The organism is Luteimicrobium xylanilyticum (assembly GCF_009429125.1).
GTDB lineage: Bacteria > Actinomycetota > Actinomycetes > Actinomycetales > Cellulomonadaceae > Luteimicrobium > Luteimicrobium xylanilyticum.
Genome location: NZ_CP045529.1, coordinates 1,146,994 through 1,166,956, shown reverse-complemented (window position 1 = coordinate 1,166,956; position 19,963 = coordinate 1,146,994). Strand labels below are relative to the sequence as shown.

The following is a 19,963-nucleotide window of genomic DNA, read 5'->3' as shown; positions in this document are numbered from 1 at the left end:
CCGGTCGACTCAGGCCGTCAGGCCGAGCCGACGCATGCGCAGCGCGTGCCGCTCGGTGAGCTGGCGCAGCGCCCAGGTGTGCGTGTCCGACCCGGCGTCCTTCGCCGCCGGGTCGGACTCGACCTCCCGCGCGAGCGTGAGGAGGTGCACGAACGTGCCGCTCTCGGTGAGCAGTGCCTGCGCGAGACGCAGCGCCTCCCCGACGAGCCGGCGTCCCCAGAGCGCGAGGCGCGCCGAGAGCACGCGGTCCGCGGCGGCCGCTTCGGCGAGCTGCTGCACGGCTTCCTCGTCGGCGACGCTCGCCTCCATGACGCCGAGGACGACGTCGCGGGAGACGGGGTCGAGCGCGGGCGCGCAGAGCCGGCAGAAGTCCTCGGCGACCGACCGCCCGACGAACTCGCGCAGCACCTCTTCCTCCCAGGTGCTCGCCTGGGTGCGGTCGTCGAAGTCGTCGAACGCGCCGTCGAAGGGCGTCATCGCGGTCACGGGCGACGCGCCGAGCTCCTCGATCCGGGCGAGCACGCGCTCGCACCGGGCCAGCGACGCCCCGGCACGCCGGCTGTACGCGAGCCGTCCTTCGACGTCGAGCGCGTCGGCCGCCTCCGCGGCGAACCGGGGGACGTCGTCGAGCTCGAAGGCCGCGACGAGCCCGAGGAGCTCGACCACCTCGCCGAGGCTCGCGCCGTCTACCGGACCGTCGCCGGTGCCGGGCGGAGGGGTGTCGGCGGGGGACGCGGAGCTCGTGACGGCCATCCGTCCAGGATAGGCAGGGCCGCATCCGATACCATGGCCGGGTACCTCGGTTGCCCGGTCGTCTAGCTTCCTGGCCCGCGCTCGTCCTGACGCGCGGTCCGCATCGACCACGACGGCACGGACCTTGTCCGGATCGTCCCGCCACGACGGCGGCGCATCTCCACGATCGGCTGCCGGCCCCTGGCGCACGCGTCGCCCCGGACAACGCCGTCCCGCACCCCGGCCGCCCCTCACGGGCGCGAGCCCGGCGCGGGAGACCGGTCCGCGCGCGACGGCGCCCCGACGAACACGAGGAACCGTGACCAGCACCACCGACACGCCCGTCGCCCCGACGGGCGCCGAAGGCGCCGAGAACACCGGGCGCGACGACGTCGCCACCACCGATGCGTCCAACCCGACCGACGCCCCCACCCAGACCTTCGCCGACTTCAAGGTGCGCGCCGCGATCGTGGACGCGCTCACCGACGCCGGCATCGTCCATCCCTTCCCCATCCAGGCGATGACCCTGCCCGTCGCGCTCTCGCGGCACGACATCATCGGCCAGGCCAAGACCGGCACGGGCAAGACGCTGGGCTTCGGCGTCCCGCTGCTCGAGCACGTGGTCGCCCCCGACGAGGACGGCTTCGACCGCCTGGACGCGCCGGGCAAGCCGCAGGCGCTCGTCGTCGTCCCGACGCGCGAGCTCGCCGTCCAGGTCGCGAACGACCTGACGACGGCGTCGCGCCGCCGCACGGTGCGCGTCGCGCAGATCTACGGCGGCCGCGCGTACGAGCCGCAGATCGCGCAGCTCTCCGCGGGCGTCGAGGTCGTCGTCGGTACGCCGGGCCGGCTCATCGACCTGGTGAACCAGCGCCACCTCGACCTGTCGCACGCCACGACCGTCGTGCTCGACGAGGCCGACGAGATGCTCGACCTGGGCTTCCTGCCCGACGTCGAGAGGCTCATCGCCGCGACCCCGCCGCGCCGCCACACGATGCTGTTCTCGGCGACCATGCCGGGCGCCGTCGTCGCGATGGCCCGCCGGTACATGACGCAGCCGACGCACATCCGCGCCAACGACCCCGACGACGGCGGCGCCACCGTCAAGAACATCAAGCAGGTCGTCTACCGCGCCCACGCGCTCGACAAGGTCGAGATGCTCTCGCGGATCCTCCAGTCGGAGGGCCGTGGCCTCACGATCGTGTTCGCGCGCACCAAGCGCACGGCCGCGAAGGTCGCCGACGAGCTCGTCGAGCGGGGCTTCGCCGCCGCGGCGATCCACGGCGACCTCGGCCAGGGCTCGCGCGAGCAGGCGCTGCGCGCGTTCCGCTCGGGCAAGGTCGACGTCCTCGTCGCGACGGACGTCGCGGCCCGCGGCATCGACGTCGACGACGTCACGCACGTCGTGAACTACCAGTGCCCCGAGGACGAGAAGACGTACCTGCACCGCACCGGCCGCACCGGCCGCGCGGGGCACAAGGGCACCGCGGTCACGTTCGTCGACTGGGACGACATCCCCCGCTGGGGGCTCATCGACCGCGCCCTCGACCTCGGCATCCCGGAGCCGGTGGAGACGTACTCGTCGTCCCCGCACCTGTACACCGACCTGAACATCCCCGAGGGGACCAAGGGCCGGCTCCCGAAGGACAAGCAGGTCCGTGCCGGTCTCGGCGCGGAGGTCCTCGAGGACCTCGGCGAGACGGGCAAGCGTGGCGGTTCGCCCCGCGGGCAGGGCACGCGCGGCGGCTCCGGATCCCGCGACGGAGGCTCGCGTGGCCGCGGCGGCCGGGGCGGGTCCGAGCGGCGGCAGCGCGACGACGCAGGCAGCGGCTCCACCGGGCCGAAGGCGACCACCGCCTCGGCCGGGCCGGACGCCGGGACGCGAGCGCCGTCGTCGGCTCCGTCGGGCGACGGCGGCGAGCGCACGCGCACGCGACGCCGCACCCGCCGGCGCCGTCCGGGTGGTTCGGCCGAGGGCGGCGCGGCGGCCGCCCCGTCGGCCGACTGACCTCGAGGGGCACCAGGGACGAGAGCCCGGTCCGGCACGGAGCCGGACCGGGCTCCGTCGCGTCCGGGGGAAGGCGGCTGGCGCAGCCGTCTGCCGCCAGGTGCGACAATCTCGCCGTCCGGACTCGACGGCACGTCGCGGCGCACCCAGCGAAGGAGCTCCATGCCCACCACACCGACTCTCTGGCGCCTGCACGGCGACGGGCGCCACGTGACGCCCGGGCAGGTCGTCGCACCCGACGAGCGCCTCACGTGGCCGCGGACCGTCGGCCTCGGGCTGCAGCACGTCGTCGCGATGTTCGGCGCGACGTTCCTCGTGCCGCTGCTGACCCACTTCTCGCCCGCGACGACGCTGTTCTTCTCCGCCATCGGCACCGCGCTGTTCCTCGTCATCACACGGAACCGGCTCCCCAGCTACCTCGGCTCGAGCTTCGCGTTCATCGCGCCGATCCTCGCCGCGACGGCGTCGGGCGGGAAGAACCTCGCGGTCGGCGGGATCCTCGTCACCGGCGTCGTCCTGGCCGTCGTCGGGGCGATCGTGCACCGCGCCGGTGCGGGCTGGATCAACGCGCTCATGCCACCCGTGGTCACCGGCACGATCGTCGCGCTCATCGGCCTCAACCTCGCGCCCGCGGCGTGGAAAAACTTCAAGTTCGCGCCCTCCGCGGCGACCATCACCCTCGGCGTGATCCTGCTCGTCACCGTGCTCTTCAAGGGCATCCTCGGGCGGCTGTCGATCCTGGTCGGCGTCGTGCTCGGGTACGTCGTCACGTGGCTCGGCGGGAACGTCCTGGGCTGGAGCACGTTCGGCGCGCTCGACTTCAAGGAGGTCGGCAAGGCGAAGTGGCTCGGGTTCCCCGAGTTCACGACGCCACACTTCTCGTGGTCGCTCCTCGGGCTGTTCGTTCCCGTCGTCCTCGTGCTCATCGCCGAGAACGTCGGGCACGTGAAGTCCGTCGCGGCGATGACGGGCAAGGACCTCGACCCGCTCACGGGCCGCGCGCTGTTCGCCGACGGTGTCGCCACCACGCTCGCGGGCATCGGCGGCGGCTCCGGCACCACGACGTACGCCGAGAACATCGGCGTCATGGCGGCCACGCGCGTCTACTCGACGGCGGCGTACTGGGTCGCGGCCGCCGCGGCCTTCGTGCTGTCGATGTCGCCCAAGTTCGGCGCGCTGATCGCGACGATCCCGGGCGGCGTCCTCGGCGGGGCCACGACGATGCTCTACGGCATGATCGGCGTCCTCGGCGCACGCATCTGGGTGCAGAACAAGGTCGACTTCTCCGACCCCGTGCACCTCGCGAGCGCCGCCGTGCCGCTCGTCGTCGCGATCGCGAACTTCGACTGGAAGATCGGGAACCTCGAGTTCACGGGCATCGCGCTCGGCGCCGCGTCCGCGCTCGTGATCTACCACGGCATGCGGTGGGTCGAGCGGTGGCGTAGGACCGGCCAGGAGCCCGCGAGCCCGGCTTCGGTGCCGCTCCCGGACGAGGGCGCCGGCCAGTAGCCCGTGCGGCGCCCGGCCCGTCAGAAGCCGGGCGCGACACCCGGATGCCGGGCGAAGAACCGCACGGCGCTGTCGATCTCGAACATCGGGACCCGCCCAGCGCACCACGAGGTCCGCCCGACGCCCAGGGAATTGCCCGGCGCCCGCGGAGCGACCTCAGGGCGCGGCGATGACCTCGTCCCGGATGCGCTCCATCGTCTGGTCGAGGGTCATCGCGACGTCGGAGGCGAGCTTGAGGGCGTCGGTGATGTGGTGGGGCACCTCGCGGTCGTACTTGTAGTAGATCTTGTGCTCGAGGCTCGCCCAGAAGTCCATCGCGATGGTCCGGAGCTGGATCTCGACGACGACCTCCTCGACCCGGTCGGACAGGAACACCGGCACCCGCACGATGAGGTGCAGGCTCTGGTACCCGTTGGGCTTGGGGTGGGCGATGTAGTCGCGCTCCTCGATGACCTCCAGGTCCCGCTGGGCCACGAGCATGTCGCGGACGCGGTAGATGTCCGTGACGAAGCTGCAGGTGATCCGCACTCCGGCGATGTCGAGCATCTGGGCGCGGATGGCGTCGGGCGTGAGGGCGATGCCCTTGCGGCGCGCCTTGGCGACGATCGAGTCGACGGACTTGAGGCGTGAGCCGACGTGCTCGATGGGGTTGTCGTCGTGGAAGTGCTTGAGCTCGTCGCGGAGCACTCCGACCTTGGTCATCACCTCGTCTATGCCGAACTTGTACGTCATCATGAGGCGACGGACATCCTTGGCCGTGGACGGGCTCAGTGACGGTGCGCGATCGGTCGGGTGCTGACTCACGTTCCTTACGGTACGCGGGTCAACCTGAGCGCTCCCTGAGCGCGACACCGCGGAGACCTGCGAGGCTGAGGGAACGCCGTCGTCGCCCGCCGCCGGCACCACAGGCCCCGTCCGCCCGAGGAGAAGCATCGTGCCCGAGACCCAGCAGCTCCAGATCGACGTCCCCGACGACGTGGAGGTGGGGGTCCCCGCCGACTTCGCGTCGCTGTGGCACACGCCGTCGACGTTCGTCATCGACTTCGTCGCGCTCAAGCACCCGCCGCAGCCGAACGTCGACGAGGCGACCGGCGAGGCGCACCCCCTCGTCTCGGGACGGGTCGTCACGCGGGTCCGGATCCCGCCCGAGCAGGTCTTCGAGCTCGCCAAGGCGCTCACGACCCAGCTCGACGCGTGGGAGCGCGAGACCGGCAGACGCGCGGAGGGGAGCGCCCCCGGTCCGGCCGGGGCCTGACGGGGATCAGCCCTGCCGAAGCTCCCGCACGGCAACCCGGTCGGGCGCCTCGTGGTCCGGGCGCGCCCGCCGGGTGAGCCTCCCGACGAGCCAGCACAGCGCCAGCAGCGCAACCCCGGTCCAGATCCCGCCCCACCCACGGGCCGCCCCCCACGCGCACGTCGCCGCCGTGCAGCTCGGCGCCCCCGGGTACTCGCCGAACACCGAGCCCATGAGCGCGGACATGATCGTCGACACGAGGACGAAGTTCCCCGCGAGCGCGAGGAACGCGGCGAGCATGCCGAGCACGCCCCGACGCGCCTGGACCGCGAGACCGGCGGCGATCACCCCGACGAACAGCAGCACGCTGATCATCGGCAGGGCCAGGAGCGCGTCCGACCAGTCGACGCCCGCCCCCAGCTCGTAGGCCACGAGCGCCGCCGCCCCGACGAGCACGCCCACGCCCGCAGCTACCACCGCCGGACCGCCGCCGCGCGCGTCGTCCCCCGTGCGTCGTCGTCGGGCGGCGGAGTGTAGCGACGGGACGACGAGGCCGAGCGCGAGGAGCAGCGTGGCGATCGCGGCGATCGCGTCGAGCGGCGCGTCGCCGGACGTCGACGTGGTGGCAGAGGGGTGCACGGGCAGGTCCTCACAGGTCGGGGGCCGTCAGGCCGCCTTGACGAACGCGGTCACCGCGTCCGCGATCATCTGGACGGCGATCGCGGCCAGGAGCAGACCGGCGATACGCGTGACGAGGGTCGTGCCCGACTCGCCGAGCACGCGGTGGATGACGTTCGCGAACCGCATGGCCAGCCAGAGGCACACGCACACGGCCACGAGCCCGGCGAAGATCGCGACGTAGTCGGCTGCGCCGTCGGCGTTCTGGACGAACACCATGATCGAGACGATCGCCCCCGGCCCGGCGAGCAACGGGGTACCGAGGGGCACGAGCGCCACGTTGCCGCCACGCGCGTTCGGCTCCGGGTCCTCGGCCTTGCCGGTGAGCAGCTCCATCGCGATGAGCAGCAGCAGCAGGCCGCCTGACGCCTGGAGCGCAGGCAGCGAGACGTGCAGGTAGTTGAGGATCGACTGGCCGAACAGCGCGAACACGACGATCACGCCGAGCGCGACGAACACGGCGGTCAGAGCCGCCGCCTTGCGCTGCTTCGAGGTCATCGAGCTGGTCAGCGCCAGGAAGATCGGCACCGTCCCCGGCGGGTCCATGATCACGAACAGCGTCACGAACACCCCGACGAACAGGCGCGGGTCGAGCACCGCGTCCATCAGCTGCTCACGACCTGATCACGGCGAGCGTCCCCATGTCCTCGATCCTCTCCAGCACTTCTGGTGCCGTGGTGTTCTCCGCGAGCCGGTTCGGTTTACCGGCCCCGTGGTAGTCGCTCGACCCGGTCACGAGCAGACCGAGCCGGGCGGCGAGCCCCACCAGGTGGTCGACCTGGTCCGGGGTGTGGTCACGATGGTGGGCCTCGAGGCCCGCGAGGCCCGCGTCCGCGAGCTCCTCGATCACGTCGTCGGGCACGGTGCGTCCCCGCACCGACGCCGCGGGGTGCGCGAACACCGGCACCCCGCCCGCCTCGCGCACCCGGCGCACCGTGTCGACGGCGCGCGGCGCGTAGTGCGGCACGTAGTAGGGGCTGCCCGCGTGCAGGACGGTCTCGAACGCGGCCGACCGGTCCGGCACGACGCCGAGGCGCACGAGCGCGTCGGCCAGGTGGGGCCGCCCCACCGTCGCACCCGGCTCGGTGTGGGCCGCGATCTCGTCCCAGTCGACCGGGTAGTCGCGCGCGAGCAGGTCGACCATGCGCCGGGCCCGGTCGAGCCGCGCCGTCCGAACCCGCTCGCACTCCTGGGCGAGCGGGGCATCGGCCGGGTCGTGGAGGTAGCTGAGGATGTGCACCGAGACGTGCCGCTCGCGACCCTCCGCCTCGAAGACCGCCTGCGCGGACAGCTCCGCGCCGCGCACGAGCGCGATGCGGTTCGCACGCGCCGCCGCTGCCGCGTCGGGCCAGCCGGCGACGGTGTCGTGGTCCGTCAGTGCGACGACGTCGAGGCCGGCCGCCGCGGCGTCGGCCACCACCTGCCCCGGGGCGTCCGTGCCGTCGGACGCCGTCGAGTGCGTGTGGAGGTCGATGAGCACCGCCCCAGGGTATCGGCCGGCGTGCACAGGACGTCCCCAACTGCTCCGCGCTCCTCCCCCACACGAGGAGACGACCGTCCAGGCTGTGGTGCCACCATGGAGCACCCCCGAGATCGTGAGGCCCCTGTTGGACCCGAGCACCACCCTCCGCCCCGGCGACGACGCCGCACCGCAGCCCGCCGTCCGGCCGTCCGTCGTCTTCGTCCACGGGATGCGGACCTCAGGAGCGATCTGGGACGAGCAGCTCGTCGCCATGCACGACGCCGGGTACCGGGCCGCCGCGATCGACCTGCCCGGGCACGGCGTGCGCCGCGCGGAGAAGTTCACCCTCGAGGGGGCCTACGAGGCCATCGACGAGGCCGCACACGAGCTCGCCGCCGACGACCCGCGGACGCCGCTGGCGCTCGTCGGTCTCTCGCTCGGCGGGTACACCTCGCTCGCGTACGCGTCCGACCGTCGCGACCGCCCCGGCGCGCCTCTCGCGGGGGTGGTCGCCGCGTCGTGCAGCACCGACACCCGCGGCCTGCCGCTGCGGACCTTCACCGGGGCGCTGCGCGGCTCGCTCGCCGCCGGACGCACGATGCGCGAGCTCCTCGGCCGCACCCGGACCTCCGTGCGCCGTCGGCTCCCGGCGGCCCCCGCCGTCTTCACGCCCGGCTGGGACCTCGTCGCCGACGCGCTCGCGCACCTCGCCGAGCGCTCGTCCGTGCAGAACCTGCGCGGCGGCGGCGTGCCCGTCTGGCTCGTGAACGGCTCGCGCGACCAGCTCCGCATGCACGAGCGCCGGCACCTGCGCGCCGTCCCCGGCACGCGCCTCGTCGTGGTCCCCGGCGCCGGGCACGACGTCAGCCTCGAGGCACCCGCGGCGTTCAACGAGGCCGTCCTCGATGCGCTCGCGGCGTTCGGCCGCGCGCGCGCCTGACCTCGCACCGCCCGGACCGCGCCGGCCGCGGTGCGAGACTGGAGGCATGACGACCTCCCCCGCTTCCGAGAACCCCCCGACCTCCGAGACGGGTGCGCCCGCGGACGAGCAGTCCGTCGAGTCACGGAACGAGAACCGGTCGCAGCGACCGCAGTCGGAGGCGTTCCGGTCCTTCATCACGAGCGGCTGGGGCCCCCGGGCAGCGACGGGCACCGCGCGTTCCGCGGCCGCCGACTACGCCGCGGTGCGCCGCGCCCGCCTGTCCGCACGGTTCCCCGGCGTGCGGCTCGTGGTCCCCGCAGGCGGGCTCAGGACGCGCTCGAACGACACCGACTACCGGTTCCGTGCGCACTCCGCGTTCGCGCACCTCACGGGCACGGGCACGGAGCTCGAGCCCGACTCGGTGCTCGTCCTGCACCCGGTCACCGAGACCGACGGCGCGGACGGCACGACCGAGGGCCACGAGGCCGTCCTGTACGTCCGGCCGCTCGCCGGCCGCGACACCGAGGAGTTCTACGCCGACTCCCGCTACGGCGAGTTCTGGGTGGGCGCCCGGCCGAGCCTCGACGACGTCGCGGAGCTCACGGGCATCCGGGCCGAGCACGTGGACGGGCTCCGGGACGCGCTCGCCAAGGACGTCGGGACGGGGGGCGTGCAGGTGCTCGTCGTGACGGACGCCGACGAGGCCGTGGAGGACCTCGTGGACGAGGTCCGCGCGTCCGAGAGTGTCGTGGAGGAGGCCGCCGCGAAGACCGAGCAGCACACCGACGACGCGCTCGTCGAGGCCGTGTCCGAGCTGCGCCTCGTCAAGGACGAGTACGAGGTCCAGCAGATGCGCGACGCCGTCGACGCCACGATCGACGGGTTCGAGCAGGTCGTGCGCGAGCTGTCCGCCGCGGCCGCGCACCCGCGCGGCGAGCGCGTCGTCGAGACGACGTTCGACGCGCACGCGCGCCTCGCCGGCAACGCGGTCGGCTACGAGACGATCGCGGCATCGGGCGAGCACGCGACGACGCTGCACTGGATCACCAACGACGGCGTCGTCCGCGAGGGCGACCTCCTCCTGCTCGACGCGGGCGTCGAGGTCGAGTCCCTCTACACGGCCGACGTCACCCGGACCCTGCCCGTCGACGGCACGTTCACCGAGGTCCAGCGCCGCGTCTACCAGGCCGTGCTCGACGCAGCCGACGCCGCGTTCGCCGTCGCCGTCCCGGGCGCGAGGTTCCGCGACGTGCACGCCGCCGCGATGGACGTCATCGCGGCGCGTCTCGAGGAGTGGGGCCTCCTGCCCGACGGCGTGAGCGCCGCCGAGTCGCTCGCCCCCGAGGGCCAGTACCACCGGCGCTGGATGGTCCACGGGACCAGCCACCACCTGGGCATCGACGTGCACGACTGCGCGCAGGCGCGCCGCGAGCTGTACCTCGACGGGGTGCTCGAGCCGGGCATGGTGTTCACGATCGAGCCGGGCCTGTACTTCAAGGCCGACGACCTGACCGTCCCCGAGGAGTACCGCGGCATCGGGGTGCGCATCGAGGACGACGTCCTCGTCACCGCCGACGGCAACGAGAACCTGTCCGCCGCACTCCCCCGCCGCCCCGACGACGTCGAGGCGTGGATGGCCGGTCTCCGCCGACCGGCCCACCTCACGAAGTAGTACGGCCGCCCGCATACCTCACGAAGTAGTACGGCGGCCGTACTACTTCGTGGGGTCGTCCGACGACGTCCCCTCCTCGCGCTCCGAGCCCGCCTCGGGCTCGGGCCGGGCGGGAGCCGGGGGCTGGCCCTGCGGGGTCGCGCCGTCGGACGCCTCGGGAGCGGCGGGTCCGGCCGGCGACTGCGGCGCGGGCTGGGCCGGTGCGGCCGGTTCAGGCTGCGCCGGAGTCGCCGGTTGCGGGGCCTGGGGCGCCGTGGGCGGGGCGACGTCCTCGAGCCGGCGACCGTACCTCGGCTCGCCCGACGGCGTCTGGAACCGCGGCGAGACGGGTGCCGCCGGGGCGGCCGGGGCCGGTTGCGCGGGCTGCTGCTGGCCCGGCGCACCCGGAGCGGGCGTCGGCGGGACGGTCCAGCCGGACGCGCCCGGCGTGGTCGGGGGCTGAGCGGCGTGGGGTGCGGCCGGAGCTGCGGGCCGCGCGGCGCCCGGCTGCCCGAGCCCGAGCTCGCTGAGGACCTGCCGGGCCTCGCCCGCACGGTCGGCGACGCACAGGATCGCGTACGAGGTCGCGACGATCTGCGACTGCGACGTGAAGTCGCGCTGGTTGCCCGTCAGGGCGTAGGAGATCAGCCCGAACAGCACCCCGAACGCGGCGCCGATGCCGATCGCGGCGACGATGATCGCCGCGCTCCCGCCTTCGAACAGCGACAGCAGCAGACCGACGAACAGGCCGAACCATGCGCCCGACGCGAGGCCCGCGATCGCGACGCGCGAGTACGTCAGGCGGCCGGTGATCCGTTCGACGGCCTGCAGCCCCTCGCCCACGATCGTGACGTTCTCGACGGCGAAGTGCTTGTCGGACAGGAAGTCGACGGCCTTCTGCGCCTCGAGGTACGTGGGGTAGCGGGCGATCTCGACGCCCGTCGGCGGGGTCGGGACGCGGGGCACGGCGTTCGCGCGCGGCATGGACATGGCACCCAGTCTGTCCCAAGTCGGGCCCGAGTGCCGAGCGCGAGCAGCCCACGGCGTCCCCGCGGCGCCCCGGTCGGCCGCGACGCGCTAGACCGCGAGGCCGAGGTCTGACGAGACCGACCGCCCGGAGGCCTGCCACGCGAGCAGCGCGGCGCCGTACGTCCCGGCCTCGGCGCCGAGCCGGGCGGTCCGGAGCTCGGGAGCCGGGTGCACCGTGAGACGAGCGCGGACCGCCCGGTCCAGGGGCTCGAGCAGGGCGTCGCCCGCCAGCACGAGGCCCCCGCCGACGACGACGGTGCGCAGCCCGAGCGTGCGGACCAGCCCGGACACGAGGTCGGCAAGTCCGTCGACGCCGTGCTGCCAGACCTCGAGGGCGACCGCGTCCCCGGCCTGGGCGCGCTCGAGGACGTCGCGGGCGCCGTCGGGCACGGTGCCGGTGCGCGCCGCGTACTGGCGGGCGATGCCCGCGGCGGACGCGTAGGTCTCGACGCAGCCCCGACCGCCGCACGCGCACAGGTCGCCCGCGGTCGCGCCGCCGTGCCCGATCTCGCCGGCCCAGCCGCCGCCCGCGTAGACGCGACCACCGAGGACGAGCGCCGCCGCGATCCCCGTCCCGACCGAGAGGAACGCGTGGTCGCCGGCTCCCTGACCGGCACCGAGACGCCACTCGGCGAGCCCCGCAGCCCGCGCGTCGTGCCCGAACCCGACCGGGACCCCCGTCGTCTCCTCGACGAGCGCGCGCAGCGGGAGGTCGCGCCACCCGAGGTTCTCGGCCCCGACGACGACGCCAGCCTCCTCGTCGACGAGGCCCGGCGTCACGATGCCGACCGCCGCGACGTGCTGCTCGGCGGGCACCGCGGCCCACAGCTCACGGACGACTCCGAGGACCGCGGCCGTGGCGCCGTCGGGGTCGGCGGGCCCCCCGCCCGTCGGCGCGGTGCGCCGGGCGGCGATCCCGGCGGCGTCCACGACTGCACCCTTGACGGACGTCCCGCCCACGTCCAGCGCCAGGACGACCGGCTCGGTGGCACGGTGGGCGTGCGAACGGGGCGCGGCGTCGTCGGCAGGGGCGTCGGCAGAGACGTGGGACACGGTGGACCGTCCGGGGGTGGGCAGGGATCGGGAAGGAGCAGGGCTCGACGGTTCCCGGCGCTGCGAACCGGGTCTCAGGTTACAGGCGTGTTTCGGGCTCCGCCGTGCGCGCCCGGCCGCCGCGAGCCAGGGCGCGCCCCTAGGCTGAGGGCGTGAGCGCCGCCACCAGGGTCTACGTCGCGCGGCTCGCCGGGACCGCCGTGTTCGATCCGAACGGCGACCAGGTGGGCCGGGTCCGCGACGTCGTCATCCTCCTGCGCGACCGTCGTGCCCCGCGTGCGGTCGGTCTCGTGGTCGAGGTGCCGGGCCGGCGGCGCGTCTTCCTGCCGCTCACCCGCGTCACGAGCATCGACGCCGGGCAGGTCATCTCCACGGGCCTGGTCAACATGCGCCGGTTCGAGCAGCGCCCGCACGAGACCCTCGCGATCGGGGAGCTCCTGGACCGGCGCGTCCAGCTCGTCGACGGGTCGGGCGACGCGACGGTCGAGGACCTGTCGATCGAGCAGCAGCGCAGCGGCGACTGGGAGGTCGACAAGCTGTTCGTGCGTCGGACGGCCACCCACCGCAGCGCCCTCGGCATCCGCAGACGCGGGGAGACCCAGGTGGTCGACGTCGACGCGGTCACCGGGCTGGCGGGCAGCGGGTCCGCCCAGGCGGCGACCCTCCTGCTCGCCGCCTACGACGAGCTCAAGGCCGCGGACCTCGCGGACGTCCTGCACGACATGGGCGACACCCGCCGCCTCGAGGTCGCGACCGCGCTCGACAACGAGCGCCTGGCCGACGTCCTCGAGGAGCTTCCCGAGGACGACCAGGTCGCCATCCTCCAGAGCCTGGAGACGGACCGCGCGGCCGACGTCCTCGAGGCCATGCAGCCCGACGACGCGGCCGACCTCCTCGGCGAGCTGCCCGACGACCAGCAGGCCGAGCTGCTCGAGCTGATGGAGCCGGAGGAGGCGAAGGACGTCCGGCGGCTCCTCGCGTACGAGGACGACACCGCGGGCGGCCTCATGACCACCGAGCCCGTCATCCTCGGGCCCGAGACCCCGATCGCGCTCGCGCTCGCGCACGTGCGCCGGAAGGACGTCCCGCCCGCGCTCGCGTCGATGGTCTTCGTCGTGCGCTCGCCGATCGAGACGCCGACCGGACGCTTCCTCGGCGTCGTCCACATCCAGGCAATGCTCCGCGAGCCGCCGCACCAGTCGATCGGGTCGATCCTCGACACGGACATCGAGCCCGTCGGGCCGGACGCGTCGCTCGCGCGCGTCACGCGCGTGCTCGCCACGTACAACCTGCTCGCCGTGCCCGTCGTCGACCCCGAGAAGCGCCTCGTGGGCGCAGTCAGCGTCGACGACGTCCTCGACCACATGCTCCCCGAGGACTGGCGCGAGACCGACGACGAGGAGGACGCGGGCCCGGGCACCCCGCCGGGCGTCGCCGCGCAGCAGTCCCGCCCGGCATCTCCCGCCCAGGGGGCGACCCGTGGCTGAACGGCCCCGCCTCGACCTGCCCAAGGAGCAGCGGCGCGGCCTCCTTCCCCGGTTCGAGGTCGAGGACGACGCCGTCGGCCGGGTCAGCGAGGGCATCGCACGCTTCCTGGGGACGCCGCGCTTCATCGTCTACCTCACGGTGTTCTGCGCCGTGTGGCTCGCGTGGAACGTGTGGGGGCCGGAGAACCTGCACTTCGACTCGGCGTCCAACGGGTTCACGGCGCTCACGCTCGTGCTGTCGCTCCAGGCGTCGTACGCGGCCCCCCTCATCCTGCTCGCGCAGAACCGGCAGACCGACCGCGACCGCGTGAGCTCGGAGCAGGACCGGCAGCAGGCCGCCCGCAACCTCGCCGACACCGAGTACCTGGCGCGCGAGATGGCGGCGCTGCGTCTCGCGCTCGGCGAGACCGCGACCCGCGACTTCGTCCGCGGCGAGCTGCGCAACCTCCTCGAGGAGCTCTCGGCACGCGACGAGCCCGACGCCGGCGAGGCTCCCGCGAGGGGCGCGGGCTGAGGTCGCGCCACCCCCGCGCTCCGTACGATGGAGTCGTGCCCGACTCCGCTCCCCCGCTCCTCGATGCCGTCCGCACCGCCCTGCGCGCGGTCATCGACCCCGAGATCCGGCGCCCCATCGTCGACCTCGGCATGGTCCGCTCGGTCGAGGTGCAGCCGGGCGAGGCACCCGACGGGAGGGCGCGCGCCGTCGTCGGCGTGGACCTGACCACGCCCGCGTGCCCGCTGCGCAGCACGCTGGTGCGCGACGTCACCGCCGCGGCCCTCACGGTCGAGGGCGTGGGTGACGTCAGCGTCGAGCTCGGCGCGATGGACGCCGAGCAGCGCCAGGCCCTGCGCGCCCAGCTGCGCGGTGGCGACGGGGCGCCCCGGATCCCGTTCGCCGAGCCCGGCTCGCTGACCAAGGTGTTCGCGGTCGCGTCGGGCAAGGGCGGGGTCGGCAAGTCGTCGGTCACCGCGAACCTCGCGGCCGCGATGGCGGCGGACGGGCTGCGCGTCGGCGTGCTCGACGCCGACATCCACGGCTTCTCGATCCCCCGCATGCTCGGGGTCACGACCAAGCCGACGCGCGTGGACGACATGCTCCTCCCGCCGATCGCGCACGAGGTCAAGGTCGTGTCGATCGGGATGTTCGCACCGCAGGGCAAGGCCGTGGTGTGGCGGGGGCCGATGCTGCACCGCGCCGTCGAGCAGTTCCTGTCCGACGTGTTCTGGGGCGACCTCGACGTGCTCCTGCTCGACCTGCCGCCCGGGACCGGCGACGTCGCGATCTCGGTCGCGCAGCTGTTGCCCGGCTCGCAGATCGTCGTCGTGACGACGCCGCAGCTCGCGGCCGCGGAGGTCGCCGAGCGCGCGGGGCTGGTCGCGGCGCAGACGGAGCAGGACGTCGTCGGCGTCGTGGAGAACATGGCGTGGCTGGACCAGCCGGACGGGACGCGGCTCGAGCTGTTCGGGTCGGGCGGCGGTGACGCCGTCTCCGCCGGGCTCGCGGAGACGCTGGGGCACGACGTGCCCGTGCTCGGCCGGATCCCCCTCGACGTGCGGCTGCGCGAAGGCGGCGACGGTGGCGTGCCGGTCGTCGTCGCGGAGCCGGAGTCACCTGCCGCCGTCGCGCTGCGCGACGTCGCCCGCTCGCTCACCGCCCGTCCCCGCGGGCTGGCCGGCCGGTCGCTGGGGCTGTCGCCCGTCTGACTCGCCGTGTGCGCCGTCGGGCTCAGCGCACCGCGGCGATGAGCGCGGACAGGTCCGTCTCGACCGTGAACTCGTGCACCATCCGCCACTCGCCGTCGGCGAGGCGCCAGACGAACTCGTAGAGCAGAGGCCTGCCGTCCTTGACGCGGCGCAGCGCCACGGAGCCGTGGTCGCCGTAGCGCACCGCGGCCAGGTACTCGACGTCGTCGACCGGGGGCATCGCGTGGCCGGCGGACGCGATCTTCCGGAGCTGCGCGAGGAGGCCGTCGCGCGGGATCTCGAGCGAGCGCCCGTCGAGGTCGACGCGGACGCCCACGTACTCGGGCGCGTAGACCCGGGCCAGCTCGTCGAGGTCCATGCGCAGGCCGGCCTCGAAGTACCGCTTCATCTGCGTGATCAGCTCGTCGTCCATGACCGCAATGTAACAGCGTTATATGTAGCGGTGCTATAGGGCGGGCGCTCGTCGGCGTACCGTGAAGGGGTGCCGACCCTGACCAGCAGCGCCGTCGTCGACGCCGCGCGCGAGCTGCTGCGGGCCGAGGGCCTGCAGGCGGTCACGTTCCGACGGCTGCAGCAGGCCCTGAGCGTGACGGCACCCTCGATCTACTGGCGCTTCACGAACAAGGAGGCGCTGCTCGGCGCCCTCGCGGACGCCGTCCTGCGCGAGGAGTTCGGCGACGAGCCGCTCGCACCCGAGCAGCCCTGGGGGCCCTGGTTCCGCGAGGTGCTGCTGCGGCTGCGCCGCGCGATGCTCGCCTACCCGGACGGTGCCCGCCTCGTCACGGGCGCCCGGCTCGACCACGCGCCCACGCTCGCCCGGATCTCCGAGGCGGCGCTGACCGGCGCGCTCGCGACCGGGCGCGACGTCCGGTCGAGCAGCACGATCGTCTTCACCGCCCTGCACCTCACCTTCGGCCACGTGATCGAGGAGCAGCAGCCGCCGGCGCTGAGCGCCGAGGAGATGGCCGCGGCGCTCGCCCCGTACCCGTCGATCCGCCGGGCCGTCGCCCAGCGCGACGCGGACCGTCTCGACGCCGAGGACGCGTTCGCGGCGAGCCTCGACCTCGTCCTGCGCGACGCGTGAGCCGAGCACGCGGAGCACCGGACCCCGGGCCGGCCCGTCCCCAGCCTCCGCCATGTTGTGTTCTGTGCGGTCATGTTGGAAACTGTGTCCATGCTTGCGACAGTCCGCCAGGACCGCATCCTCGCCGCGCTCGCCGCGCGCGGCTCGGTGCGGATCACCGACCTCGCCACCGAGCTCGACGTCTCCGACATGACGGTCCGCCGCGACCTGTCCGAGCTCGCCGGCCGCGGCCTGCTGCGGAAGGTGCACGGCGGCGCCGTCGCCGCCGACCAGCACCCCGCGTCGTACGAGCCCGGGTTCCAGGCCAAGGCCGACCGCGAGGGCGCCGAGAAGGACGCCATCGCCCGGGCTGCGGCCGAGCTCGTCCAGCCCGGCTCCGCCGTCGCGCTGTCGGCCGGCACGACGACGCACGCGCTCGCCCGGGTCCTCGCGAGCTCGCCGCGGCTGCGACCCCTCACCGTCGTCACCAACTCGCTCCCCGTGGCGGACACGCTCTTCCGCACCGGCGACACCACCGTCACGACCGTCCTCATCGGCGGCGAGCGCACCCCGTCCGACGCGCTCGTCGGGCCGCTCGCCGAGGCAGCCCTCACGACGCTGCGCGTCGACGTCGCCTTCCTCGGCGCGCACGGCATCAGCCCGAACGCGGGCCTCACCACCCCGAACCTCGCCGAGTCCGCGACCGACCGTGCGCTCGTGGCGAGCGCCGCGCAGGTCGTCGTCCTCGCCGACCACACCAAGTGGCGCACGACCGGGCTCTCCCGCTGGGCCACCCTGGACGACGTCGACGTCCTCGTCACCGACGACGGCCTGTCCGAGCCGGACCAGGCCGAGGCCCGCGAGCTCGTCGGACGGCTCGTCGTGGCGGAGGTGGCCCGATGAGCGCAACGACCCAGACCGGGACGACGGGGACCAAGGGCTCCCGCACGGCCACGCGCCTCGCCGACGGGCGCGAGCTCGTCTACTTCGACGACGCCCTCGAGCCCGGTGACGCGCCGCGACCGCCCCACGAGCTCCACGACCCGCGCCCCCTGCCCGACCGGTTCGCCCCCGTCGACGGCGCACCGTTCCAGGGGCCCCGGATGCGCCGCGACCCGCTGACGGGCGACTGGATCCCCATGGCGACGCACCGCATGAACCGCACGCTCCTCCCGCCCGACGACGCGTGCCCGCTGTGCCCGCGCCGCCCCGGCGCCGACTACACCGACGGCGAGGTGCCCGACACCGCGTACGACGTCGTCGTCTTCGAGAACCGCTTCCCGTCGCTGCTCAGCGTGCCGGGCGAGGACCACGGCCCGGAGTCCGTCGTCGACGTGAGCCCCGCCGCGGTGCCGGGCGGGCTGTGGCTCGACGCACCGGCCGCCGGCCGCTGCGAGGTCGTGTGCTTCTCGAGCGACCACGACGCCTCGCTGGCATCGCTCGGCGAGCGCCGGGTCCGCACGATCGTCGACGCGTGGGCGGACCGCACCGCCGCGCTGGGCTCGCTCCCGACGACGCGCGAGGTGTTCGTCTTCGAGAACCACGGCCGCGAGATCGGCGTCACGCTGACCCACCCGCACGGCCAGGTCTACGCCTACCCGTACCTGACGCCGCGCACCGAGCAGCTGCTCACGCAGGCCTCGGCGCACCACGAGGCGACCGGCCGCTCCCTCCTGCGCGACGTCCTCGACGCCGAGCTCGCCGACGGCCGCCGCGTCGTCCTCGAGACCGAGCACTGGGTCGCGTACGTGCCGTTCGCCGCGCGCTGGCCCGTCGAGGTGCACCTGGCGCCGAGGCGGGACGTCCTCGACCTGCCGGGGCTCACCGACGCGGAGCGCGACGACTTCGCCACCGCGTACCTGCGTGTCCTCGCGGCGCTGGACCGCTTCTTCGTCGCACCCGACGGCAGCCCCGTGGCCCTCCCGTACATCGCGGGCTGGTCGCAGGCCCCCGCCCGCGACCCGCGCCGGGAGCTCGGGCGCCTGCGCCTCGAGGTGTTCTCGGTGCTCCGCGGTCCCGGGAAGCTCAAGTACCTGGCCGGGTCGGAGTCCGGCGCCAGCGCCTGGATCTCCGACACCACGCCCGAACGCATCGCCACCCGCCTCAAGGAGGTCCTCGCGTGAGCGAGCAGCCCGTCACCCGCGTCGACGCCGCCGAGCCGCAGTGGGCGACCGCGTGGCCGCCCGCCGAGGGGGCCGAGCGGGCCCGCACCCTGTTCCGCGACCAGCTCGACCACGAGCCCGACGGCGTCTGGTCGGCGCCCGGCCGTGTCAACCTCATCGGCGAGCACACGGACTACAACGGTGGCCTCTGCCTGCCCACCGCGCTCCCCCACCGCACGTACGTCGCACTGTCCGTGCGCGACGACGACCGCGTCCTCCTCACGTCCGCCCAGGCCGACGGCGGCGCCCTCTGGGAAGGCCGGACCGACCGGCTCGGCCCGGGCGACCTCCAGGGCTTCCCCGCCTACACGGGCGGCGTCGCGTGGGCGCTGGCGCACGACGGCGTCCTCCCGGCCGTCCCCGCGTTCGAGGCCGCGGTCGACGCGTGCGTCCCGTTCGGGTCGGGGCTGTCGTCGTCGGCGTCGCTGAGCACCGCCGTCGCGGTGGCGCTCGACGACGCAGCGGGCGAGAGCGTCGGCGCGAGCGACGCGGGACGCGTGCGGCTCGTCGAGGCGTGCGTGCGCGCGGAGAACGACGTCGCCGGGGCACCGACCGGTGGGCTCGACCAGTCCGCCGCGCTGCGCTCCGCCGAGGGGCACGCGCTGCTGCTCGACTTCCGGCCCGGGCTGTCGGCGGAGGAGTCCGCCCGGCGCGTGCCGTTCGACCTCGCCGCGGCGGGGCTCGAGCTCCTCGTCATCGACACGCGGGCGCCGCACGAGAACGCCGACGGTCAGTACGCCCAGCGTCGCGCGACGTGCGAGGCCGCCGCGGCCACGCTCGGCGTCGCCACGCTGCGTGACGTCACCCCGGACGGTCTCGACGCCGCGCTCGCCGCCCTGCCCGACGACGTCGCCCGCCGACGGGTGCGCCACGTCGTCACCGAGGTCCAGCGGGTCGAGCGGTTCGTGGCGCTCCTCGAGTCCCCCGAGGGCCTTGCCGCGCACGCCGACGAGCTCGGCGCCCTGTTCGTCGCGTCGCACCGGTCCCTGCGCGACGACTACGAGGTCTCGTGCGCCGAGCTCGACGTCGCCGTCGACACGGCGCTCGCCGCAGGCGCCGTCGGGGCCCGCATGACGGGCGGCGGGTTCGGGGGCTCGGCCATCGCCATCGTGCCCGCGGGCACCGAGCAGGACGTGGCGCGGGCCGTCGTGCGGGCGTTCGCGGAGCGCGGCTTCGCCGCACCGCAGTTCCTCACCACCGAGCCCTCCGGCCCGGCCCACCGCGAGTCCTGATCGCAAACGCCGCCTGGCACCCATGCCCTCCCACGAA

Annotated in this window: 20 protein-coding genes; 12 read left to right on the top strand and 8 right to left on the bottom strand. The window is 74.3% G+C overall.

The window, feature by feature from the left end; translation table 11 throughout:
• Window positions 1–9: 9 nt before the first annotated feature.
• The gene (locus KDY119_RS04965) at window positions 10–753 is read right to left on the bottom strand and encodes a ferritin-like fold-containing protein (protein WP_153022016.1); all 744 of its coding nucleotides are present in this window, start codon (window positions 751–753) and stop codon (window positions 10–12) included.
• A 298-nt stretch (window positions 754–1,051) separates the two neighbouring features.
• Here KDY119_RS04965 and KDY119_RS04960 point away from each other — a divergent pair, with 298 nt between their 5' ends.
• Both KDY119_RS04960 and KDY119_RS04955 read left to right on the top strand, forming a co-directional pair.
• On the top strand, window positions 1,052–2,740 hold the full coding sequence (locus KDY119_RS04960; protein WP_153022015.1) for a DEAD/DEAH box helicase: 1,689 nt from the start codon (window positions 1,052–1,054) through the stop codon (window positions 2,738–2,740).
• 162 nt (window positions 2,741–2,902) lie between these two features.
• Window positions 2,903–4,249 carry a uracil-xanthine permease family protein gene (locus KDY119_RS04955; RefSeq protein WP_036952218.1) on the top strand — a complete coding sequence of 449 codons (1,347 nt, stop codon included), beginning with the start codon at window positions 2,903–2,905 and terminating at the stop codon, window positions 4,247–4,249.
• A 156-nt stretch (window positions 4,250–4,405) separates the two neighbouring features.
• Here the strand turns inward: KDY119_RS04955 and KDY119_RS04950 are convergent, their stop codons facing one another.
• Window positions 4,406–5,053, bottom strand: a complete 648-nt coding sequence (locus KDY119_RS04950) for a GTP pyrophosphokinase (RefSeq protein WP_407657423.1) — start codon at window positions 5,051–5,053, stop codon at window positions 4,406–4,408.
• Between the two features lie 130 nt (window positions 5,054–5,183).
• On the opposite strand from KDY119_RS04950, the gene KDY119_RS04945 reads away from it, so the two are divergent.
• Window positions 5,184–5,504, top strand: a complete 321-nt coding sequence (locus KDY119_RS04945) for a DUF3467 domain-containing protein (RefSeq protein WP_345295846.1) — start codon at window positions 5,184–5,186, stop codon at window positions 5,502–5,504.
• 6 nt (window positions 5,505–5,510) lie between these two features.
• Here KDY119_RS04945 and KDY119_RS04940 read toward each other — a convergent pair whose 3' ends face one another.
• The 3 genes from KDY119_RS04940 to KDY119_RS04930 are packed head-to-tail and all read right to left on the bottom strand — an operon-like array spanning window position 5,511 to window position 7,641.
• The gene (locus KDY119_RS04940) at window positions 5,511–6,122 is read right to left on the bottom strand and encodes a hypothetical protein (protein WP_036952222.1); all 612 of its coding nucleotides are present in this window, start codon (window positions 6,120–6,122) and stop codon (window positions 5,511–5,513) included.
• A gap of 27 nt (window positions 6,123–6,149) precedes the next feature.
• Window positions 6,150–6,767, bottom strand: a complete 618-nt coding sequence (locus tag KDY119_RS04935; protein WP_036952225.1) for a MarC family protein — start codon at window positions 6,765–6,767, stop codon at window positions 6,150–6,152.
• A 7-nt stretch (window positions 6,768–6,774) separates the two neighbouring features.
• Window positions 6,775–7,641 carry a PHP domain-containing protein gene (locus KDY119_RS04930; RefSeq protein ID WP_036952228.1) on the bottom strand — a complete coding sequence of 289 codons (867 nt, stop codon included), beginning with the start codon at window positions 7,639–7,641 and terminating at the stop codon, window positions 6,775–6,777.
• 115 nt (window positions 7,642–7,756) lie between these two features.
• Here KDY119_RS04930 and KDY119_RS04925 point away from each other — a divergent pair, with 115 nt between their 5' ends.
• Together KDY119_RS04925 and KDY119_RS04920 are read left to right on the top strand one after the other, a co-directional pair.
• A complete protein-coding gene (locus KDY119_RS04925; RefSeq protein WP_227994525.1) occupies window positions 7,757–8,563 on the top strand; it encodes an alpha/beta fold hydrolase in 807 nt (268 codons plus the stop codon).
• 46 nt (window positions 8,564–8,609) lie between these two features.
• Window positions 8,610–10,217 carry an aminopeptidase P family protein gene (locus KDY119_RS04920; RefSeq protein ID WP_153022013.1) on the top strand — a complete coding sequence of 536 codons (1,608 nt, stop codon included), beginning with the start codon at window positions 8,610–8,612 and terminating at the stop codon, window positions 10,215–10,217.
• A 42-nt stretch (window positions 10,218–10,259) separates the two neighbouring features.
• Here the strand turns inward: KDY119_RS04920 and KDY119_RS04915 are convergent, their stop codons facing one another.
• Both KDY119_RS04915 and KDY119_RS04910 read right to left on the bottom strand, forming a co-directional pair.
• Window positions 10,260–11,186: a general stress protein gene (locus tag KDY119_RS04915; RefSeq protein WP_153022012.1), complete on the bottom strand. Its 927-nt coding sequence runs from the start codon at window positions 11,184–11,186 to the stop codon at window positions 10,260–10,262.
• An 87-nt stretch (window positions 11,187–11,273) separates the two neighbouring features.
• Window positions 11,274–12,278, bottom strand: a complete 1,005-nt coding sequence (locus KDY119_RS04910; RefSeq protein ID WP_083890961.1) for an ROK family protein — start codon at window positions 12,276–12,278, stop codon at window positions 11,274–11,276.
• A gap of 152 nt (window positions 12,279–12,430) precedes the next feature.
• Between KDY119_RS04910 and KDY119_RS04905 the strand changes: the two genes are divergently transcribed.
• The 3 genes from KDY119_RS04905 to KDY119_RS04895 are packed head-to-tail and all read left to right on the top strand — an operon-like array spanning window position 12,431 to window position 15,469.
• A complete protein-coding gene (locus KDY119_RS04905) occupies window positions 12,431–13,765 on the top strand; it encodes a magnesium transporter MgtE N-terminal domain-containing protein (protein WP_051136724.1) in 1,335 nt (444 codons plus the stop codon).
• Window positions 13,758–14,279, top strand: coding sequence for a DUF1003 domain-containing protein (locus tag KDY119_RS04900; protein ID WP_036952236.1), 522 nt, complete (start codon window positions 13,758–13,760; stop codon window positions 14,277–14,279). Before KDY119_RS04905 ends, KDY119_RS04900 begins: the two co-directional genes overlap by 8 nt.
• Window positions 14,280–14,314: 35 nt before the next feature.
• Window positions 14,315–15,469, top strand: coding sequence for a P-loop NTPase (locus KDY119_RS04895; RefSeq protein ID WP_153022011.1), 1,155 nt, complete (start codon window positions 14,315–14,317; stop codon window positions 15,467–15,469).
• Window positions 15,470–15,491: 22 nt separating this feature from the next.
• On the opposite strand, the gene KDY119_RS04890 is transcribed toward KDY119_RS04895, so the two are convergent.
• Complete coding sequence (locus tag KDY119_RS04890) at window positions 15,492–15,881, bottom strand: DUF4440 domain-containing protein (RefSeq protein ID WP_036952239.1); 390 nt, start codon at window positions 15,879–15,881, stop codon at window positions 15,492–15,494.
• Window positions 15,882–15,950: 69 nt separating this feature from the next.
• On the opposite strand from KDY119_RS04890, the gene KDY119_RS04885 reads away from it, so the two are divergent.
• The 4 genes from KDY119_RS04885 (at window position 15,951) to galK (ending at window position 19,926) form a co-directional block, all read left to right on the top strand.
• Window positions 15,951–16,553 carry a TetR family transcriptional regulator gene (locus KDY119_RS04885; RefSeq protein ID WP_051136725.1) on the top strand — a complete coding sequence of 201 codons (603 nt, stop codon included), beginning with the start codon at window positions 15,951–15,953 and terminating at the stop codon, window positions 16,551–16,553.
• A gap of 90 nt (window positions 16,554–16,643) precedes the next feature.
• Complete coding sequence (locus tag KDY119_RS04880; protein WP_153022010.1) at window positions 16,644–17,435, top strand: DeoR/GlpR family DNA-binding transcription regulator; 792 nt, start codon at window positions 16,644–16,646, stop codon at window positions 17,433–17,435.
• Complete coding sequence (gene galT / locus KDY119_RS04875) at window positions 17,432–18,655, top strand: galactose-1-phosphate uridylyltransferase (RefSeq protein WP_153022009.1); 1,224 nt, start codon at window positions 17,432–17,434, stop codon at window positions 18,653–18,655. Before KDY119_RS04880 ends, galT begins: the two co-directional genes overlap by 4 nt.
• Window positions 18,652–19,926 (top strand): galactokinase, encoded by a 1,275-nt coding sequence (galK, locus tag KDY119_RS04870; RefSeq protein ID WP_036952247.1) that lies wholly within the window; start codon window positions 18,652–18,654, stop codon window positions 19,924–19,926. Before galT ends, galK begins: the two co-directional genes overlap by 4 nt.
• The last annotated feature ends 37 nt before the right edge of the window (window positions 19,927–19,963 follow it).

Coding starts and splice junctions, on each gene's coding strand:
- KDY119_RS04965 (WP_153022016.1), bottom strand. CDS start 753: ATGGCCGTCACGAGCTCCGCGTCCCCCGCCGACACCCCTCCGCCCGGC.
- KDY119_RS04955 (WP_036952218.1), top strand. CDS start 2,903: ATGCCCACCACACCGACTCTCTGGCGCCTGCACGGCGACGGGCGCCAC.
- KDY119_RS04935 (WP_036952225.1), bottom strand. CDS start 6,767: ATGGACGCGGTGCTCGACCCGCGCCTGTTCGTCGGGGTGTTCGTGACG.
- KDY119_RS04920 (WP_153022013.1), top strand. CDS start 8,610: ATGACGACCTCCCCCGCTTCCGAGAACCCCCCGACCTCCGAGACGGGT.
- KDY119_RS04915 (WP_153022012.1), bottom strand. CDS start 11,186: ATGTCCATGCCGCGCGCGAACGCCGTGCCCCGCGTCCCGACCCCGCCG.
- KDY119_RS04890 (WP_036952239.1), bottom strand. CDS start 15,881: ATGGACGACGAGCTGATCACGCAGATGAAGCGGTACTTCGAGGCCGGC.
- KDY119_RS04880 (WP_153022010.1), top strand. CDS start 16,644: ATGCTTGCGACAGTCCGCCAGGACCGCATCCTCGCCGCGCTCGCCGCG.
- galT (WP_153022009.1), top strand. CDS start 17,432: ATGAGCGCAACGACCCAGACCGGGACGACGGGGACCAAGGGCTCCCGC.